The sequence below is a fragment of the Pantoea phytobeneficialis genome (genome assembly GCF_009728735.1).
GTDB classification, from domain to species: domain Bacteria; phylum Pseudomonadota; class Gammaproteobacteria; order Enterobacterales; family Enterobacteriaceae; genus Pantoea; species Pantoea phytobeneficialis.
The window spans coordinates 3200417-3218613 of the sequence record NZ_CP024636.1 but is presented as its reverse complement, the minus strand read 5'-3'; the positions used below and the strand labels follow the sequence as shown (position 1 = coordinate 3218613).

The window sequence follows — 18197 nt, the reverse complement described above, 5'->3', positions numbered from 1 at the left end:
CCTGTTTTGGCTAGAGCCTCACCGTTTCCAGCACATCAATCCAGCCGTGTCCGGTGCTGACTTCGCTGCCATGCAACCAGCGGCGCAGCATATTCATAGCCATCATCGCCACCACTTTCTGGCGGATCTCGCGGTTATGGCGCCCGTGGTTGAACTTCACCAGTTGGCCCCAGCTCGCCTCCGGGGTGTGCAATGAAATCGCCACCTCTCCTTCGCGTAGCGTGCCGACCGCCAGCCCAACCTCAGCCTGCTGCTGAGCCGCGAACTCACGCAGACGCTGCACCTGCTGCTCCAGGCTTTCCGTCTGTTCCGGCAACACATTACCGGCACGCAACGGCACCTCGGCTGATGCCAGTTGCCATTGCAGCAATCCGGCGGTATAGGATTCACTCACGGCCAACGTCAATTCACGCGCCGCCAGTTGTTGCGCCAGCCACGCCGGTAATCCTTCTGTGCCTTCAAAAATGGTGCATTCCGCCAGCAGCAGTTTGACCTGCTGCCACACCTGTTCCATCGCCACCCGCTGGCTGGCCGGGCCGGTCAGTTTAATTTCAATAATTGGCATTGAGGAGCGATACCCCATCACCACGCCTTCCGGCAGGGCTAGCGGCTCCAGTTCCGCCGCTATATCACTTTCTCCGCGCCCGAAAGTGGTGAGACGCAGGCACAGAGGCGGTTCGGGTAGGTCGAAACGCGCTTTCAGACGCGGCAGGATCTCCTGCTCCACCATCACCTTAAACTCGGAAGGTACACCCGGGGTGAAGAATATCCAGCAGCGATTGAGTTGCAGCGCGAAACCACAAGCGGTACCCACCGGGTTATCGATCAATTCCGCATTGGCGGGGATCTCCGCCTGTTTACGGTTGCTCGGAGCCATGACTCGCCCACGACCGGCAAACCAGGCCTCCATCTTTTCCAGCCACTCCTGATGCAGCACCAAATGACTGTTGCTGGCGGTTGCTGCCGCCAGCGCGCTGAGATCATCACTGGTCGGGCCGAGGCCACCATTCACAATCAGCACATCAGCAACCTGGCTGCGGCTTTGTAGCGCCTCCACCAGTGATGGCAGTGCATCGCCTACTGTGCTGCGGCTGGTCATGGGTAAGCCATGCTGGAATAACACATCAGCCAGCCAGGCGGCGTTGGTATCGACAATCTGCCCGTGTAACACTTCATCGCCCGTCGAGAGCATTTCAACTCGTATCACGTTTATTCTCCTTTATCCCTGTCGGTTTAATGTAGAAAGCGGGAGAGAGAAACACAATCGCTGTCGATGCGGTTTGGGGTATTTCAGGGGGAGGACGGGCGCGATGGGTACGCGCCCGATAATGATTAGCGGCGGGCCAGCAGCAATCCTAAGAACAGACCGGCGGCGGCACCAATACCAATGCCCTGCCAGGGTTTGTCGTGCACATACTCATCGGCACGGTAAGCAGCTTTTTTTGCCCGATAGTAGTAACTGTCGGACGCCTGGCTGACGCGAGACTTCACCTCTTCCAGCGCCTGCTCCGCTTTGCTTTTCAGTTCGATATATTTTTGATCGGCCGGATCGCCGGACGAACGCAGCACCTCTTCCAGCGTTTCGGTCAGCAAAGCCAAATCATCATCAAGACGGGTTTCAAATTGATCGGTGGATGACATTACGTAGTTCCTCCATGTATTTAACTTACCTGTCGGTTAACTATAGTCACTAAACGCCCGTTCGGGGCAAGCAACGGCCAGGAATCGCCCGAGTTTCGTCGGCAAAGGGTAAAGATATGAAATCTGCTTCGCTTCTATGATTTATCTGATAAATTTCTTCGGACTGAATTTTTTCATTCGGCGACTGTCGTAACCCCCTGTAGCCTGACGCTATCAGGTCTGAAATGCGTGCATGATGCACGGCAGTCACCTTAAACCCGAGCAGCTAAGGATTAGATTTCTGGCATGAATCGTAGAAAGTTTATGAAAGCGTCCATGGCCCTCTCTGCCCTGAGTGGTATGACGGGTCTGTCCACGCTGTTTGCACAGTCCGCCTGGGCCGCAGATGGCATTGCCGACGGTACTGCGGTTCGCTTCGATTTCGATGTACTGAAAAAGAAAGCTGCCGCACTGGCGAAGCAACCCTGGGGCGGCGCGCCAGGCCCGCTACCGGACACCCTGGCCAATCTGACGCCACAGGCCTATAACGCCATTCAGTATGACGCCAACCATTCGCTGTGGAACAACATCCCCAACCGCGAACTGGATGTACAATTCTTCCATGTTGGTATGGGTTTTAAACGCCGTATCCAGATGTTCTCCGTGGATGCCGCCAGCCGTGAAGCGCGTGAAATCCACTTCCGCCCGGAGTTGTTTAACTACAACGACGCCAACGTTGATACCAAACAACTGGTTGGCAAAACCGATCTCGGCTTTGCCGGTTTCCGCGCCTTTAAGAAACCGGAACTGGCGCGCCGCGACATCGTCTCTTTCCTCGGTGCCAGCTACTTCCGCGCCGTGGATGAAACCTACCAGTACGGTCTGTCCGCCCGTGGCGTAGCGGTGAACACCTTCAGCAACGGTCATGAAGAATTCCCGGATTTCACCGCCTTCTGGTTTGAAACCCCGAAAGCCGAAGACACCACCTTTGTGGTGTATGCCCTGCTGGACGGTGCCAGCGTGACCGGTGCGTATAAATTCACCATCCACTGCGAAGCCAAACGCGTGGTGATGGAGGTGGAAAACCACCTGTTTGCCCGCAATGATATCCGTCAGTTGGGTATCGCGCCGATGACCAGTATGTTTAGCTGTGGCACCAACGAACGCCGCATGTGCAACACCTACCACCCGCAAATCCACGACTCTGACCGTCTGGCAATGTGGACCGGCAACGGTGAATGGATTGCCCGCCCGCTGAACAACCCGCAGCGTTTGCAGTTCAACGCTTATCAGGATGAGAACCCGCGCGGTTTTGGTCTGTTGCAGCTCAATCACGACTTTAAGGATTATCAGGATGTGATTGGCTGGTACGACAAACGTCCAAGCCTGTGGGTTGAGCCGATTGGCAAATGGGGCAAAGGGGCCATCAACCTGATGGAAATCCCCACCACCGGCGAAACGCTGGATAACGTGGTGTGCTTCTGGCAACCGGAAAAACCGGTGAAAGCCGGTAGCGAGTTCAACTTCCAGTACAAACTTTACTGGAGCGGCCTGCCACCGGTACGCAGCGGTCTGGCGCGTGTGGATGCCACCCGTACCGGCATTGGCGGTTTCCCGGAAGGTTGGGCGCCAGGCGAGCACTTCCCGGAGCAGTGGAGCCGTCGCTTTGCCATCGATTTCGTCGGGGGCGATCTCAAAGCCGCTGCACCGAAGGGGATCGAACCGGTGATTACCGTGTCAGCGGGCACCATCAAGCAGGTCGAGATTTTGTATGTGGAGCCGATCGATGGCTACCGCATCCTGTTTGACTGGTACCCGAACAGCGATTCCACCAAGCCGGTGGATATGCGTCTGTTCCTGCGTACCAAAGACGAGACACTGAGCGAAACCTGGTTGTATCAATACTTCCCGCCAGCGCCGGACCAGCGTAAATACGTTGACGATCGGCAGATGACGCCGGGCTGATAAACATGGCGAGGTGAGAACCTCGCCATTATTTTTTGGAAATCGCGCCGCTACGAAGTTGTGCGCGACATATCAATATGCGGGATATCGTCTTCGAGATAGATATCACTCACCGCCACAAAGCCATGCCCGGCATAGAACGATTGCAGATGCGCCTGCGCTGAGAGGAACGGCGAATGCTGCGGCCAGTGCTGCTGGCAGCTCTGCAAAGCCTGCGTCATCAAGCGATTGCCGAGATTGATTCCCCTGGCGCGACTGGAAACAATCACCCGCCCAATCTTCACCGGACTTTGCGCATCAGTAGGCGATAAAATACGTGCATACGCCACCAATTCGTCACCCAGCATGCCCAGCAGATGGCGATTTTCCGCTACCAGATCCTGTCCATCGACATCGAGATAGGGACAATTTTGTTCCACTACAAAGACTTCACTGCGCAACGCCAGCAACGCATAAAGTTGTGGCACCGTTAAATCGCGGTGATGAATATCCAGCCAGTTAATATCCATGATCATTTCCTTCCGTAGCGGCGCGATTTATCGCGCAGGTTTTATGAAGCCGAAAAATAAATCAACATCGTCGTTGTTGTAAGGCGAAACCGGTAAAGAAGGCGCACAATAGCGCCGCCATCCACGGCAGGCCATGCAGCGTGAGTGACATCGCTAATCCCCCCAATGCCGGGCCAACAAAGGCGCCAATACCCCACGCCACCGACAGCACCGCATAGGCTGCCGCCAGTTCCGAACCCTGAAAGCGCTGCCCCACCAGCGTGATGATCACTGTATAAATGCCGACAAATACCCCGCCCCAGCAGAACAACAGCAAACGCGCCAGCCACAACGATTGCAACGCCAGCGGCCAGGCAAGCGCCCCCAGGGTCGACAACGCAGCCAGCCAGACAATCAGATGATGGCGATCCATACGATCGGCCAGCCAACCGATCGGCAACTGCAACAGGATCGCACCGACCAGTAAAATGGTGATTAAGGATGTCGCCTGCGCTTCAGACCAGCCAAGATTGATGGCGTAAAGTGCCAGCAGATTCATACCAGCCGCTTCCAGAGCCGCGTTGAGGATGGTCGCCGACAGTGCCAGAGGTAACAATCGCAACCAGCGTGAGAAACTCCGTGCCCCCCCCTGTTCCGCACTGAAACGCAGTTTACCGCTGCCGAGCAGCGCCAGCGCGGCAATGGCAGACAAGGCGGCCCCGGTAATAAACGCGCCATCCCCGCTGCCCTGCAAGGTCAAGATAAAAGGACCAAGCGCAAACCCTGCCGATAACATCGCGGTGTAGGTTGCCAGCATCTTCGCGCGATTGCTTTCCACGCATTGTTGATTGAGCCAGGTTTCCGTGACCACCAGAATCACTTCGGAAGCCATACCGAGCAGCAACCGCAACAAGAAGCTGCTGGCAATGGGTAACAAAGGAAAAAAGATTAACAGCAGCATTGAGGCCAGCAGTGCGGTGATCAGCAATGCTTGTGGCGAAAAACGGCGGCAAAGTGCTGGCAAGGCAGGGGCGATAATCAGCACACCTGCCGCATGCATCGCCGCATTGATGCCAATCAGCGTTTCACTATAGCCAGCCGCCGAGAGCCTGAGTGCAATCAGTGGTGCGCTTAAACCATAAGTCAGACCAAAGATAGTGATCGCGACAAGGATCATTACGCTGTTTCGCGTCATTTGATCACACTGCGCGATGGCGTCCGTTTTTGCTGCCATAACGCATGGCGTAAGCACAGGCTACGCCACAAACGAACCGGCCAGAGCGAGCTGGGCTGTGGCTCAATGACACGGTGCAGCAACCGGACATAATCCAGCACCAGGCCAGGCGTCCAGGTCATCTCCTCCGCCCTGCCGCGTACGACCCCCAATAACCAAAAGTTGGGATCGCTGAACAATCGCAATCCGGCATAGGGTTTTCTGGCGAGGACGCCCTCAATCGCGACATCTAATGCCTGAATCACGGCGGAAGAACAGTTTCGCGCGGTCAGGTTGTAGGTACTGTCCAGGCGGTAACTGTGCCAGAAATTATGTAATGCCTTGAAATTATAATGGGTAAACAGAATTTGTTTATCAGGGGCGCACCAGTCAGCGACCTCCAGCGTAAGGGAGGCAAGGAAACGTCCGGCTACATCATTGTGTTCCCCGGAACGCAGCACCGCGCGGAAGTTACTGCTGTCGCGATCAATATCATCCAGCGGATAGTGGCTGATATACAGATCCTCGCCCGCTTCCATCGCCGCATGGCCGGTTGATATCACGCCATGTTGATCGACGGCGGCAATATAACGATTGATTAGCTGGTAACTCTCGCGCAGCCTGCCTGATCCCAATGGGGTCCAGACATAGACTTTCAATGGCTGAGTGGGTGGTCGGTGGGGAAATGGCGGATGGACGTATTGGCTGCTGTGCCATTGTCGCAATCCCCCGACTTTAAACAGCGGTAGCGTGGTGACGGTGCTGTTATCCGTCAACAAATTCGCCTGTCGCGCCATTTGTAGCAGCGTGGTGCCGATACTCAGCAACAACAACGCGAAACATAAGGGCACGGCGATGTGATGATGAAACGGCCAGTCGCTGAGGATCAGAATGCTGATAAACCACTCGACAACCCCGGTCAGGCACTGCTTACGCCAGCGCCAGCCACGCAATACCACAGCTGCAGCAATACGAAACAGGCCATCGACCATAAACGCGATGCCAAACAGCACCGCCGAAACATCATTGTTGTCCTGGGGAATATTGAGGATCAGAAAACCGATAAACCATAATCCCAGCGCTTTCAGCAGGGTCAGCCCGTCAATACGCATTTCGCGGATAAACGCGAATGTCATCTGCACCAGACCTTCGATGATAAAAAATATCGCCAGCAGATCCAGCGGCACCGAAAGCAGGCCGTCGCTACTGATGTCATAGAGGATTAATGCAGACAAAATCAGCAAGGCCGAACCCACTAAAGCCAGCCAGTACCAGCGTCTGCGGATCACCTGAGCACCGGTGAGCAAAAATATCAACTTGATCACAAGGCCTCTGCGCGACGAGTGAACACTGCTTAAAAACTAGCAACACGCGGCAAAATTGTCAGATAGCGGGCAAAAAAAATCAGGCCCGCAGGCCTGATTTGTCTGAAGCAACAACACGAAGGTTACATCAGCGGCTGAGCCATCTGTACCAGCGTGATTAGCGGCTGCGGATAAACCCCCAGCAGCAACACCAGAATCGCGGAAATCAGTACCACCACACCACCGGCGGTGAATGCCCAATTCGCTGGCGTATCGCGGGTATGCAGCTCTGGCGGGCTGAGGTACAGGCTGACAGTCACGCGCAGATAGTAGTACAGGCCGATGGCGCTACCTGCCACCACCGCACCCGTCAGCCACCACAGATGGGCGTTCACACCGGAAGCGATCACGTAGAACTTACCAATAAAGCCCAGTGTCATCGGGATACCGGCCAGTGACAGCATCATGATGGTCATCACCGCCGACAGAATCGGACGATGCCAGAACAGGCCACGGTAGGAGTACAGAGTATCGGCATCCGGGCCACGGTAAGGGCTGGACATCAGGCTGACCACACCGAACGCGCCAAGGCTGCTGAACAGGTAACCGGCCAGATAGACGCCAGCGGTTTCCAGCGACAGCTGATGCGTTTTCACCGCAATCAACGCCACCAGCAGATAACCGAGGTGAGCGATGGAGGAGTAACCGAGCAGACGTTTGATGTTGCTCTGCGAAATCGCCATCAGGTTACCGAACAGAATCGAAACAAAGGCAATCACACCCAACACGGTACGTACCGCTTCGCTGTCGGTCACCGGCGCGTACATGAACAGACGCATGATCACGCCAAAGATAGCGATTTTGCTGGCGGTCGCAAGGAAAGTGGATACCGGAGCGGGTGCGCCTTGATAGACATCCGGCGTCCACAGATGGAACGGCACCAGCGACAGTTTGAAGCCAAGACCGATAATCATCATCCCGAGGCCGACCAGCAGCAGCGGCTGCTGCATCATGCTGTCATTCAGGCTTTTACCCAACTGCACAAAGCTCAGGCTGCCGGAATCCGCGTAAATCAGTGCGATACCAAACAACAGGAACGATGAGGCTGCAGCTGACAGGATGGTGTATTTCAGTGCCGCTTCCAGCGAACGTTTCTGGCGGAAGGCGTAACCAATCAAACCAAACAGCGGCAGAGACAGCAGTTCAATACCGATGAACAGCGCCGACAGATGGTTAGCGCTGGCCAGCACAATACCGCCCAGCGCGGCAATCAGCACCAGCAGATAGAACTCATCCTTGTTGTCCGGGAAACCGGCCAGCCACGGGTAGGCGAAAGTACAGGTCGCCAGACTCGCCAGCATCACCAGTCCGGTGTAGAAGATGGAGTAACCATCAACGCGCAGCATCGGCGTCACATCCATTGCCCCGACATGGGCAACAAACCACAGAGAAAGCAGCGCCAGGTTAAGACCAATGACCGTCAGCGTGGCATTTACAAAATGGTTGCGTCGCCATGCAATGGACAGCATCACAACCACCACCGTCAATCCGACGATCAACAGCGGCAGTAACGCGATCAATTGTTGAGGAGTTATTGTCATGGCGAATTACGGCCTTGTAGTTGAAATTGAAGCGGTAAACCACTGCTGAATATTGCTCATTGCAGCATGGGAGGTATCAAGAATCGGCTGCGGATAAACCCCCAGCAGAACCAGCAACACCACCAAAACCATAATCATAATGAACTCACGCGGTGACATCCCTGGCAGTGGGGCCTGTGATTTGGCTTCGCCGTAGTACGCGCGCTGCATCATCACCAGCGAGTACACCGAGGCAAATACCAGACCAAAGGTGGCAATCACGATAATCACCGGCACCACCTGGAAGCTGCCAGTCAGAATCATAAATTCCCCGGCAAAGTTACCGGTGCCCGGCATCCCGAGGTTAGCCACGGCAAAGAACAACGACAGGCCCGGAATCCATTTGATACGTGACCACAGGCCACCCATCTGACGCATATCACGGGTATGCAGGCGTTCATACAGTTGGCCGCACAGGATAAACAGCGCCGCGGCGGACAGGCCGTGGGCAATCATCTGTACCACCGCACCCTGGAACGCCAACTGACTGCCGGTGTAGATGGCAATCAGCACAAAGCCCATGTGCGAAATGGAGGTATAAGCGATCAGACGTTTGATATCGGTCTGCGCGAACGCCATCCAGGCACCGTAGAAGATACCAATCACGCCGAGCCACATGGCAATCGGAGCAAATTCTGCCGACGCGTGCGGGAACAACGGCAGGCTGAAACGCAGCAGACCATAGGCTGCGGTTTTCAACAGAATCCCGGCGAGGTCGACCGAACCTGCGGTAGGTGCCTGGCTGTGCGCATCTGGCAGCCAGCCGTGTAACGGCACCACCGGCATTTTGACGGCGAAGGCGATAAAGAAGCCCAGCATCAGCAGATATTCCACGGTGTGGGACATCGGGGTTTTCAGCAGCTCTTCGTAGCTGAAGGTCCAGACGCCGGTCGCGTTGTAGTGCACAAACACCAGCGCCAGGATAGCAATCAGCATCACCAGACCGGATGCCTGGGTGTAGATGAAGAACTTGGTCGCTGCCGTGATACGGGTTTTACCGTCTGACGCTTTGTGACCCCAGAGTGCGATGAGGAAGTACATCGGCACCAGCATCATTTCCCAGAAGAAGAAGAACAGGAACATGTCGATGGAGAGGAACACACCAATCACGCCACCGAGGATCCACATCAGGTTGAGGTGGAAAAAGCCCTGATACTTCTCAATTTCATTCCACGAACAGAGCACCGCCATCAGGCCGAGCAGACCGGTCAGCACCACCATCAGCAGCGACAGACCATCAATCGCCAGATGGAAATTGATGCCAAAACGCGGAATCCACGGTACGGAGAAGGTGGATTGCCACTGTGGCATGCCAGCCGCCTGCGTCAGTGAATAGCCACCCTGCAACCAGAGTTGCAACGAAATCACCAGCGTCAGTGCCATGGTGATCAGGGCTATCCAACGCGGCACCTTCGCGCCAAGGCGCTCAGCCAGCCAGCACAGCAAGCCACCGAGAAAAGGTATGATTATTAGCCAAGGTAATAACACGGCATACTTCCCTTTTTTCTGCCTTTATCAGGCAATTTTTACTTTCTCGACTGGGGTGAAGAAACCCTCACCCCGCCCATCAATCTTGTTAGATCACCAGCAGCAGCGCCAGCACTACCACGGCACCGACGCTCATCGACGCCACGTACCAGCGCAGATAACCGTTTTCGCTGACCACCAGACCTTTGTTGCCAATGCGCGAAATCAGGGCTGGCAAATTCATCAGCGAGTTCAGCGGATCACGATGCAGTAGCCACGCAATGCCGAGGAAAGGTTTAACGAACACTTTGTCGTATAACCAATCGAAGCCCCAGGCGGCAAACCACCAGGTGCCGAAGAAACGGCCCGGCGCGCTGTTGGCAACGCGGGTAACCAGCTGACGCTTGCCCAGCCACAACGCAGCAGCAATCAGAATGCCGACGATCGCCACCACACCAGAGGTGATTTCCAGTGCCACTTTGCCGCCTTCACCAAATTCGTTCTGCGGCAACACACCCGCCAGCGGCGGTGTAATCAACGCACCAATGAAGGTGGACAACACCAGCAGCACAATCAGCGGCAGATGATGAGTAATACCTTTACCGGCATGAGCATGGATTTTCTCTTCACCGTGGAACACGATGAAAATCATGCGGAACGTATAGATTGAGGTCAGGAACGCACCCACCAGACCCGCCACCATCAGATTGATGTGACCATTCGCCAGCGCACCAAACAGGATTTCATCTTTACTGTAGAAACCTGCGGTAATCAGCGGCAGCGCAGCCAGTGCGGCCCCCCCCACGAGGAAGCAGGTATACACCAGCGGGATGCTCTTACGCAGGCCGCCCATCTTGAAGATGTTCTGTTCGTGATGGCAGGCCAGAATTACCGAACCGGATGACAGGAACAGCAACGCTTTGAAGAACGCGTGGGTCATCAGGTGGAAAATCGCCGCATCCCACGCCTGCACGCCAAGCGCCAGGAACATGTAGCCAATCTGGCTCATGGTGGAGTATGCCAGCACGCGTTTGATGTCGGTTTGCACCAGCGCAGCAAAGCCCGCCAGCACCAGGGTGATGGCACCCACAATACCGACCAGATGCAGCACGTCAGGCGTCAGCAGGAACAGGCCATGCGTACGGGCAATCAGGTAGACACCCGCAGTAACCATCGTCGCGGCGTGGATCAGCGCTGAAACCGGCGTCGGACCGGCCATCGCATCCGCCAGCCACGTTTGCAACGGCAACTGGGCAGATTTACCAACCGCACCACCCAGCAGCAGCAAGGTTGCCCATTGCAGCATATGGTTGTCGGCGGCGAAGTGCGCCGGAGCCAACTCCATCAGCTCGCGGAAGTTCAGCGTGCCAAGTTCGTTGTAGAGAATGAACAACGCCAGCGCGAGGAACACATCACCCACACGGGTAATGATGAAGGCTTTCATCGCCGCTTTGCCGTTTTCCGGGTTGCTGTAGTAGAAACCAATCAGCAGGTAGGAACACAGCCCCACCCCTTCCCAGCCGAGGTACATCAGCATCAGGTTATCGGCCAGTACCAGAACCACCATGCTGGCGATAAACAGGTTGGTGTAGGCGAAGAAGCGTGAGTAGCCCTCTTCACCACGCATGTACCAGGACGCGAACATGTGGATGAAGAAACCCACACCGGTCACCACTGACAGCATGGTCAGCGACAGGCCATCCAGCACCAGATTGACCTTGATGTCAAAGTGACCAACCTGCATCCAGGTCCACAGCGCCTGAGTGAACGGTTGCTGGCCCTGGCTGAAGAAATCCATGCCGACAAAAATCGTGGTCAGGGCAGCCAGACCGACTGATCCCATCCCCACAGCGGCAGACAGGTTCTCCGACCAGCGACCACGGGAAAATGCCAACAGCAGGAAGCCAATCAGCGGAAATAAAACAGTTAAGTAGAGAAGATTCATCCGCGCATCTCGCTCACAGTGTCAATGTTCAGCGTCTGACGACGACGATAGAGCTGGAGCAGCAGCGCCAGACCGATACTGGCTTCCGCCGCCGCGAGGCTGATTGCCAGGATATACATCACCTGACCGTCGGCTTGCCCCCAGTAGCTCCCTGCGACCACCAGCGCCAGCGCGGCGGCGTTGATCATGATCTCCAGACCAATCAACATAAACAGCAGGTTACGGCGCAGCACCAGTGAGGTCAGGCCGAGAACAAACAGCACAGCAGCCAGAATCAGGCCGTGTTGTAACGGGATCATGCGTGCTCCTCCTTATTCCCTTGCGCCTCAGCCGGGCGATTGCTGAGCACCTCGCCCTGACGCTCTTCACGTCCAATATGGAAGGCAACAACCAGACCGGCCAGCAGCAACATGGATGCCAGCTCCACCGCCAGTACGTAAGGACCAAACAGGCTGATACCCACGGCTTTGGCGTCAATGACAGTGCCATCAATGCCCTGATCGTGCGCGGTGCTGATGGCATAAATCATCACCACCAGCAGCAGCAGGGATACGATGCCAGGACCAATCCACAGCGACGGCTTCAGCCACTCACGCTCCTGATCCTGCTGGGATTTGCCAAGGTTCAGCATCATCACTACGAACACGAACAGCACCATAATGGCACCGGCGTAGACGATAATTTCCAGCGCCCCGGCAAAGTACGCGCCCATTGAGAAGAACACGCCAGCAATCGACAGCAACGAAACAATCAGGTACAGCAGTGCATGCACCGGGTTGGTGTGGGTGATGACGCGTAGCGTCGTCAACACCGCCACCAGACCGCAAAGATAAAACGCAAATTCCATAGCTGGCTCCTTAAGGTAACAAGCCTTTGACGTCGATCGGTTTGGCTTCGTTTTCCGCGTCGCCTTTGCCTTTGCCGTCAATTGCCATACCCGCCATGCGGTAGAAGTTGTACTCCGGATATTTACCCGGACCGGAGATCAACAGATCCTGTTTTTCGTACACCAGATCCTGACGCTTAAACTCACCCAGTTCGAAATCCGGGGTCAGCTGGATAGCGGTGGTCGGACAGGCTTCTTCGCACAGACCACAGAAGATGCAGCGTGAAAAGTTGATGCGGAAGAATTCCGGATACCAGCGACCATCCTGCATTTCGGCTTTTTGCAGCGAAATACAGCCTACCGGACAAGCTACCGCACACAGGTTACAGGCAACGCAACGCTCTTCACCGTCCGGGTCGCGCGTCAGCACGATACGGCCACGGTAGCGCGGCGGCAGGTAGACCGGCTCTTCCGGGTACATCTGGGTTTCGCGTTTGGCGAAGGCATGCATGCCTATCATCCAGATACTGCGCACTGTCGTGCCGAAGCCAACGACAATATCTTTTAAAGTCATCTCAAAACCCCTTACTGCGCAGACAGAATCACTGCGGCGGTCGCCAGCAGGTTCAACAGCGTCAACGGCAGACACACTTTCCAGCCGAACGACAGCACCTGGTCATAGCGTGGACGCGGAAGCGCAGCACGAATCAGGATAAACATCATCATGAAGAACGCGGTCTTAATAGCGAACCAGATGAACGGCGGCAGGAACGGTCCGTGCCAGCCACCGAAGAACAGCGTCACAATCAGCGCTGATACGGTGGTGATCGCCACGTATTCACCCACGAAAAACAGACCGAACTTCATCCCGGCGTATTCGATGTGGTAACCATCGGCCAGTTCCTGTTCTGCTTCTGGCTGGTCAAACGGGTGACGGTGACACACCGCAACGCCCGCGATACAGAAGGTCAGGAAGCCAAAGAATTGCGGAATGATGTTCCACAAATGCGCCTGACTTTCGACGATAGCGTTCAGATTGAAGGAACCTGCCTGTGCCACCACGCCCATCAGCGACAGGCCGAGGAACACTTCGTAGCTCAGGGTCTGCGCGGAAGCACGCATCGCGCCGAGCAGCGAGTATTTGTTGTTACTCGACCAGCCCGCGAACAGCACCGCATACACCGCCAGACCGGCCATCATCAGGAAGAACAGCAGACCGATGTTCAGGTCGGTGACCATCCAGGTGGGCGATACCGGTACGATGGCGAAAGCCAGCAGCAGCGAAACAAACGCAATCACCGGGGCCAGAGTAAAGATAAAGCGGTCGGTAAAGGGCGGGACCCAGTCCTCTTTAAAGAACATTTTCAGCATATCTGCTGCTAATTGCAGCGAACCGCCCCAACCTACACGGTTTGGTCCGTAACGGTTCTGCCAGAGGCCGAGCAGACGACGCTCGGCAAAACTCATGAAGGCACCGCAGGCCACCACCACCAGCAAGATGACGATGGCTTTGACGATGCTAATCAGGATGTCAATAACGTCCGGTGTCAGCCAGCTCATTGCGCCGCCTCCTGCAATTTGTCAATTTGCGCACCGGAGAGGAACGGCGGCACGCCCGGCATACCCAGCGGCAGACCTACCTGCCCCGCCTGCAACGCACTGGAGAAGCGCACCGGCAGACGCAGCGTTTCACCGGCACACACCAGCTCAACGGCGGCACCATTGTTGACGCCCAGTTTTTCCGCATCGGCCGGGTTAATGACCAGCGTGGCCGGAGCCATACGTTTCTGGAACACCGGAGAACGCTGGGTCATCTCCTCGCTACCAAACAGTTGATAGTAAGGGGCGACACGCCACTGGCTGCCACTAACGAAGCTGTCCGGAATCGCGCTGAACCACGGCAATGCACCTTCCGTAGCTTCAAACAGACGCACACCCGGATCACCATTGCGCAGCTTACCGCCCACTTCGGCCTGGAATTTGTTCCATGCCTGCGGGGAGTTCCAGCCTGGCGCCCAGGCAAACGGGATCTGCGAACGGGCCGCACCCGGCTGGTTGTTACCCTCCATCGAGAAGGCGAACATGGTGTCTTTATCTTGCGGCTGACGCGGTTCGTGCACGCTGATGTTGGCACGCGCGGCGGTACGGCCGCTGTAACGATGCGGTGAACGCGCCAGTTTTTGTCCACGAATACGGAAGCTGGCATCCGGTGCCGCGTCCTTGATACCTTTCAGTTGTGGCAGAGCAGCCACCGCAGCATCAATCACATGATCAAGCAGCGTCCAGTCAATCTTACGGCTTTCAACCGTGCTGTGCAGCGAGTGCAACCAGCGCCAGCTCTCCAGCATCACCACGCTGTTGTCGTAGTAGGCCGGATCGAAAACCTGGAAGAAACGCTGTGCGCGGCCTTCGTGGTTGATCGAGGTGCCGTCGCTTTCCGCAAAGCTGGCACCAGAGAACACCAGGTTGGCTTTTTCCAGCGTGCTGGTGCGTTGATGATCGACCACAATCACGTTGGCTGCCTGAGCCAGCGCGGCGTCCACCGTCGCTTTTGGCGCGTGGCGGTAAAGGTCGTTTTCCAGCACCACCAGAGTGTCCGCTTCGCCTTTGCTCAGTTGATCCAGCGCGCTGTCCAGCGATGCCCCCCCCATCAATCCAAGACCGATGCTGTTTGCCGCTGACGCCAGCAAGGTAATGCCGACATCCGCGCCGCGCGCTTTTAGCGCTTTCGCGACGTTAGCCGCCGCTTCAATCATGGCGGTGCTGCCCGAGTGGGTACCGGAGATAATCAGCGGCTTTTTCGCCCCTGCCAACGCCTGCACCACGACGTCCAGCTTGCCGTCGAGAGCTTTGTCAAAGTTGCCTGGGGCTGGCGCGGATTCGTCCAGCGCATGCGCAATAGCAAAACCAAGACGCGCCTGGTCTTCCACCGGTGCACGGTAGCTCCATGCCGCGATATCATCCAGACGGGTTTCATCAACGTTGGTCACAAACAACGGATGTTTGGCGTGCTGACCAATGTTCAGGATCGCCGCAATCTGCCAGTCAGCGACTTTCTGCGCCGCCGCCATTTCGCGGGCTTTACCTTTAACTGCCTGACGCACGGACAGTGCGACACGCGCACCGACCTGAGTGAGATCTTCACCCAGCACCAGCACCGCATCGTAGCTTTCAATTTCACGCAGAGACGGGGTGTAGATGCCGCCTTCACGCAGCACTTTCAGCATCAGCTCAAGACGCGTCTGCTCGCCAGCAGGCATACCGGTGGAGAAGTTTTCTGCACCCACCAGCTCACGCAGCGCAAAGTTGCTTTCAATGCTGGCGCGCGGTGAACCTATACCAATGACTTTTTTCGCCTGACGCAGCACATCTGCCGCCGCGTTCACCGCCTGTTCGGCATTCAGCGTAACCCAGTCATTACCGCGCAACTGTACCGGATGACGAGGACGATCTTTGCGGTTGACGTAGCCATAACCAAAGCGACCACGGTCACACAGGAAATAATGGTTTACCGTGCCGTTGTAACGGTTTTCAATGCGACGCAGTTCACCATAACGTTCACCCGGGCTGGTGTTACAACCGACGCTGCACTGCTGGCAGATGCTCGGAGCAAACTGCATGTCCCATTTACGGTTGTAGCGTTCGGAGTGAGTTTTATCGGTGAACACCCCGGTCGGACAAATTTCGACCAGGTTACCGGAGAATTCGCTCTCCAGCGTGCCATCTTCCGGGCGACCGAAGTAGACGTTGTCGTGTGCGCCGTAGACACCAAGGTCTTTGCCGTCGGCATAATCTTTGTAGTAACGCACGCAGCGGTAACAGGCGATACAGCGGTTCATTTCATGCGAAATAAACGGGCCGAGATCCTGATTTTGGTGGGTGCGTTTGGTGAAGCGATAGCGACGGAAGCTGTGGCCCGTCATCACCGTCATATCCTGAAGGTGGCAGTTACCCCCCTCTTCACACACCGGGCAGTCGTGCGGGTGGTTGGTCATCAGCCACTCCACCACGCTTTCACGAAACTCTTTCGCTTCGCCATCGTCGATGGAGATAAAAGTGCCGTCCGACGCCGGTGTCATGCAGGACATAACAAGGCGGCCGCGAGTATCTTCGGCATTCTGGAATTGCTTTACCGCACACTGGCGGCAGGCACCTACGCTTCCCAACGCGGGATGCCAGCAAAAATAAGGAATATCAAGGCCCAGGGAGAGACAAGCCTGTAGCAGGTTGTCCGCCCCGTTCACATCATACTCTTTACCGTCTACATGGATTGTAGCCATAGTGAATATGCTTCCGTAAGGCCCGTCCGAAGACGAGCGTTAAACATCTCTTTCTTTCCCCCGCCGCGATGCTCTCGCCACAGGGTTATCCGTGTACGGCGGCTGATTACCAGCGCGCTTTCAGCAGGTTGGGCTGAATACCGCCAATAGCGCGGGTATTGCCAAACACCTGCGGCGCAATGCCGGCTTCAAACTCTTCACGGAAATATTTAATCGCGCTTTGCAGCGGCTCGACGGCACCCGGCGCATGCGCACAGAAGGTTTTACCTGGGCCAAGCTGACGGCAAAGTTGTTGCAGGGTTTCGATATCACCCGGCTGACCTTGCTTTTGCTCCAGTGCACGCAGGATCTTCACGCTCCACGGCAAACCATCACGGCATGGCGTACACCAGCCGCAGGATTCGCGAGCAAAGAACTCTTCCAGATTGCGCACCAGCGAGACCATGTTGATCTCATGATCCACCGCCATCGCCAGCGCGGTACCCAGACGACTACCGGCTTTACCAATGCTGGCAAATTCCATCGGCAGGTCGAGATGCTGATCGGTGAGGAAGTCGGTCCCTGCGCCACCTGGCTGCCAGGCTTTGAACTTCAGGCCATCGCGCATGCCACCTGCATAGTCTTCGAGGATTTCACGCGCGGTAGTACCGAACGGCAATTCCCAGACACCCGGATTTTTTACGCGGCCTGAGAAGCCCATCATTTTGGTGCCGGTGTCTTCACTTTTTGAGATGTTCTTGTACCAATCCACCCCATTGAGGAAGATGGCAGGCACATTTGACAGCGTCTCAACGTTGTTAACACAGGTCGGTTTGCCCCACACACCGGCGCTGGCCGGGAACGGTGGCTTGGAACGCGGGTTAGCGCGACGTCCTTCCAGTGAGTTGATTAACGCTGTCTCTTCACCACAAATGTAGCGGCCTGCCCCGGTATGCACGAACAGCTCGAAATCAAAGCCGGTGCCGAGGATGTTTTTACCGATAAAGCCCGCTTCGGTGGCTTCGGCAATCGCTTTACGCAGGTTGGCCGCTGCTTCGATGTATTCACCACGCAGGAAGATGTAGCCACGGTAAGCTTTCAACGCAAAGGCGCTGATCAACATACCTTCCACCAACTGGTGCGGCATTTGTTCCATCAGCAGGCGGTCTTTATAGGTGCCCGGCTCCATTTCATCGGCGTTACACAGCAGGTAACGGATGTTCATGGATTCGTCTTTCGGCATCAGGCTCCATTTCAGACCGGTGTTAAAACCTGCACCGCCGCGACCTTTCAGACCGGAGTCTTTTACGGCTGCGACGATTTCGTCCTGGCTCATACCTTTCAGCGCTTTTTCGGCACCGACGTAACCGTTTTTGCTGCGATATTCATCAATCCACACCGGCTGTTTGTCATCACGCAGACGCCAGGTCAGAGGATGCGTTTCCGCAGTACGAATGATCTGTTTGATGG

At 56.0% G+C, this 18197-nt stretch carries 15 protein-coding genes; 1 reads left to right on the top strand and 14 read right to left on the bottom strand.

All coding sequences use genetic code 11. From position 1 onward, the window contains the following. Positions 1 to 10: 10 nt before the first annotated feature. Positions 11 to 1207: a nicotinamide mononucleotide deamidase-related protein YfaY gene (locus CTZ24_RS14950; RefSeq protein WP_036626806.1), complete on the bottom strand. Its 1197-nt coding sequence runs from the start codon at positions 1205 to 1207 to the stop codon at positions 11 to 13. Between the two features lie 125 nt (positions 1208 to 1332). Continuing rightward, positions 1333 to 1641 carry a stress response protein ElaB gene (gene elaB, locus CTZ24_RS14945; RefSeq protein WP_013509869.1) on the bottom strand — a complete coding sequence of 103 codons (309 nt, stop codon included), beginning with the start codon at positions 1639 to 1641 and terminating at the stop codon, positions 1333 to 1335. 285 nt (positions 1642 to 1926) lie between these two features. Here elaB and CTZ24_RS14940 point away from each other — a divergent pair, with 285 nt between their 5' ends. Further along, complete coding sequence (locus CTZ24_RS14940; protein ID WP_208723922.1) at positions 1927 to 3585, top strand: glucan biosynthesis protein D; 1659 nt, start codon at positions 1927 to 1929, stop codon at positions 3583 to 3585. A gap of 50 nt (positions 3586 to 3635) precedes the next feature. Here the strand turns inward: CTZ24_RS14940 and CTZ24_RS14935 are convergent, their stop codons facing one another. From CTZ24_RS14935 to nuoF, 12 genes are all read right to left on the bottom strand, one after another. Beyond that, positions 3636 to 4094, bottom strand: a complete 459-nt coding sequence (locus tag CTZ24_RS14935) for a GNAT family N-acetyltransferase (protein WP_021185064.1) — start codon at positions 4092 to 4094, stop codon at positions 3636 to 3638. A 61-nt stretch (positions 4095 to 4155) separates the two neighbouring features. Further along, on the bottom strand, positions 4156 to 5268 hold the full coding sequence (locus CTZ24_RS14930; RefSeq protein ID WP_208723921.1) for an MFS transporter: 1113 nt from the start codon (positions 5266 to 5268) through the stop codon (positions 4156 to 4158). Further along, a complete protein-coding gene (locus CTZ24_RS14925; RefSeq protein WP_208723920.1) occupies positions 5265 to 6611 on the bottom strand; it encodes an HdeD family acid-resistance protein in 1347 nt (448 codons plus the stop codon). Before CTZ24_RS14925 ends, CTZ24_RS14930 begins: the two co-directional genes overlap by 4 nt. Positions 6612 to 6733: 122 nt before the next feature. Beyond that, on the bottom strand, positions 6734 to 8191 hold the full coding sequence (gene nuoN, locus CTZ24_RS14920) for an NADH-quinone oxidoreductase subunit NuoN (protein ID WP_021185067.1): 1458 nt from the start codon (positions 8189 to 8191) through the stop codon (positions 6734 to 6736). 6 nt (positions 8192 to 8197) lie between these two features. Beyond that, entirely contained in the window at positions 8198 to 9718 is a 1521-nt protein-coding gene (nuoM, locus tag CTZ24_RS14915; protein WP_208723919.1) for an NADH-quinone oxidoreductase subunit M, read from the bottom strand. Between the two features lie 88 nt (positions 9719 to 9806). Further along, complete coding sequence (nuoL, locus tag CTZ24_RS14910) at positions 9807 to 11642, bottom strand: NADH-quinone oxidoreductase subunit L (RefSeq protein ID WP_208723918.1); 1836 nt, start codon at positions 11640 to 11642, stop codon at positions 9807 to 9809. Next, a complete protein-coding gene (nuoK, locus tag CTZ24_RS14905; protein ID WP_013509877.1) occupies positions 11639 to 11941 on the bottom strand; it encodes an NADH-quinone oxidoreductase subunit NuoK in 303 nt (100 codons plus the stop codon). Before nuoK ends, nuoL begins: the two co-directional genes overlap by 4 nt. Further along, entirely contained in the window at positions 11938 to 12489 is a 552-nt protein-coding gene (nuoJ, locus tag CTZ24_RS14900) for an NADH-quinone oxidoreductase subunit J (RefSeq protein WP_013509878.1), read from the bottom strand. Before nuoJ ends, nuoK begins: the two co-directional genes overlap by 4 nt. A 10-nt stretch (positions 12490 to 12499) precedes the next feature. Further along, positions 12500 to 13042 (bottom strand): NADH-quinone oxidoreductase subunit NuoI, encoded by a 543-nt coding sequence (gene nuoI / locus CTZ24_RS14895; protein WP_013509879.1) that lies wholly within the window; start codon positions 13040 to 13042, stop codon positions 12500 to 12502. Positions 13043 to 13053: 11 nt separating this feature from the next. Continuing rightward, positions 13054 to 14028, bottom strand: coding sequence for an NADH-quinone oxidoreductase subunit NuoH (nuoH, locus tag CTZ24_RS14890; RefSeq protein WP_021185071.1), 975 nt, complete (start codon positions 14026 to 14028; stop codon positions 13054 to 13056). Beyond that, the gene (gene nuoG / locus CTZ24_RS14885) at positions 14025 to 16748 is read right to left on the bottom strand and encodes an NADH-quinone oxidoreductase subunit NuoG (protein ID WP_208723917.1); all 2724 of its coding nucleotides are present in this window, start codon (positions 16746 to 16748) and stop codon (positions 14025 to 14027) included. The genes nuoH and nuoG overlap by 4 nt, the downstream gene beginning before the upstream one ends. Positions 16749 to 16854: 106 nt before the next feature. Then, complete coding sequence (gene nuoF / locus CTZ24_RS14880) at positions 16855 to 18195, bottom strand: NADH-quinone oxidoreductase subunit NuoF (protein WP_152521892.1); 1341 nt, start codon at positions 18193 to 18195, stop codon at positions 16855 to 16857. Between the last annotated feature and the right edge of the window lie 2 nt (positions 18196 to 18197).

What these genes read in the sequence shown, in the direction of transcription:
- nuoH (WP_021185071.1), bottom strand. Translation starts at nt 14,028, where the DNA reads ATGAGCTGGCTGACACCGGACGTTATTGACATCCTGATTAGCATCGTC.
- elaB (WP_013509869.1), bottom strand. Translation starts at nt 1,641, where the DNA reads ATGTCATCCACCGATCAATTTGAAACCCGTCTTGATGATGATTTGGCT.
- nuoK (WP_013509877.1), bottom strand. Translation starts at nt 11,941, where the DNA reads ATGATCCCGTTACAACACGGCCTGATTCTGGCTGCTGTGCTGTTTGTT.
- nuoL (WP_208723918.1), bottom strand. Translation starts at nt 11,642, where the DNA reads ATGAATCTTCTCTACTTAACTGTTTTATTTCCGCTGATTGGCTTCCTG.
- CTZ24_RS14935 (WP_021185064.1), bottom strand. Translation starts at nt 4,094, where the DNA reads ATGGATATTAACTGGCTGGATATTCATCACCGCGATTTAACGGTGCCA.
- CTZ24_RS14940 (WP_208723922.1), top strand. Translation starts at nt 1,927, where the DNA reads ATGAATCGTAGAAAGTTTATGAAAGCGTCCATGGCCCTCTCTGCCCTG.
- nuoI (WP_013509879.1), bottom strand. Translation starts at nt 13,042, where the DNA reads ATGACTTTAAAAGATATTGTCGTTGGCTTCGGCACGACAGTGCGCAGT.
- nuoG (WP_208723917.1), bottom strand. Translation starts at nt 16,748, where the DNA reads ATGGCTACAATCCATGTAGACGGTAAAGAGTATGATGTGAACGGGGCG.
- nuoJ (WP_013509878.1), bottom strand. Translation starts at nt 12,489, where the DNA reads ATGGAATTTGCGTTTTATCTTTGCGGTCTGGTGGCGGTGTTGACGACG.
- CTZ24_RS14930 (WP_208723921.1), bottom strand. Translation starts at nt 5,268, where the DNA reads ATGACGCGAAACAGCGTAATGATCCTTGTCGCGATCACTATCTTTGGT.
- nuoN (WP_021185067.1), bottom strand. Translation starts at nt 8,191, where the DNA reads ATGACAATAACTCCTCAACAATTGATCGCGTTACTGCCGCTGTTGATC.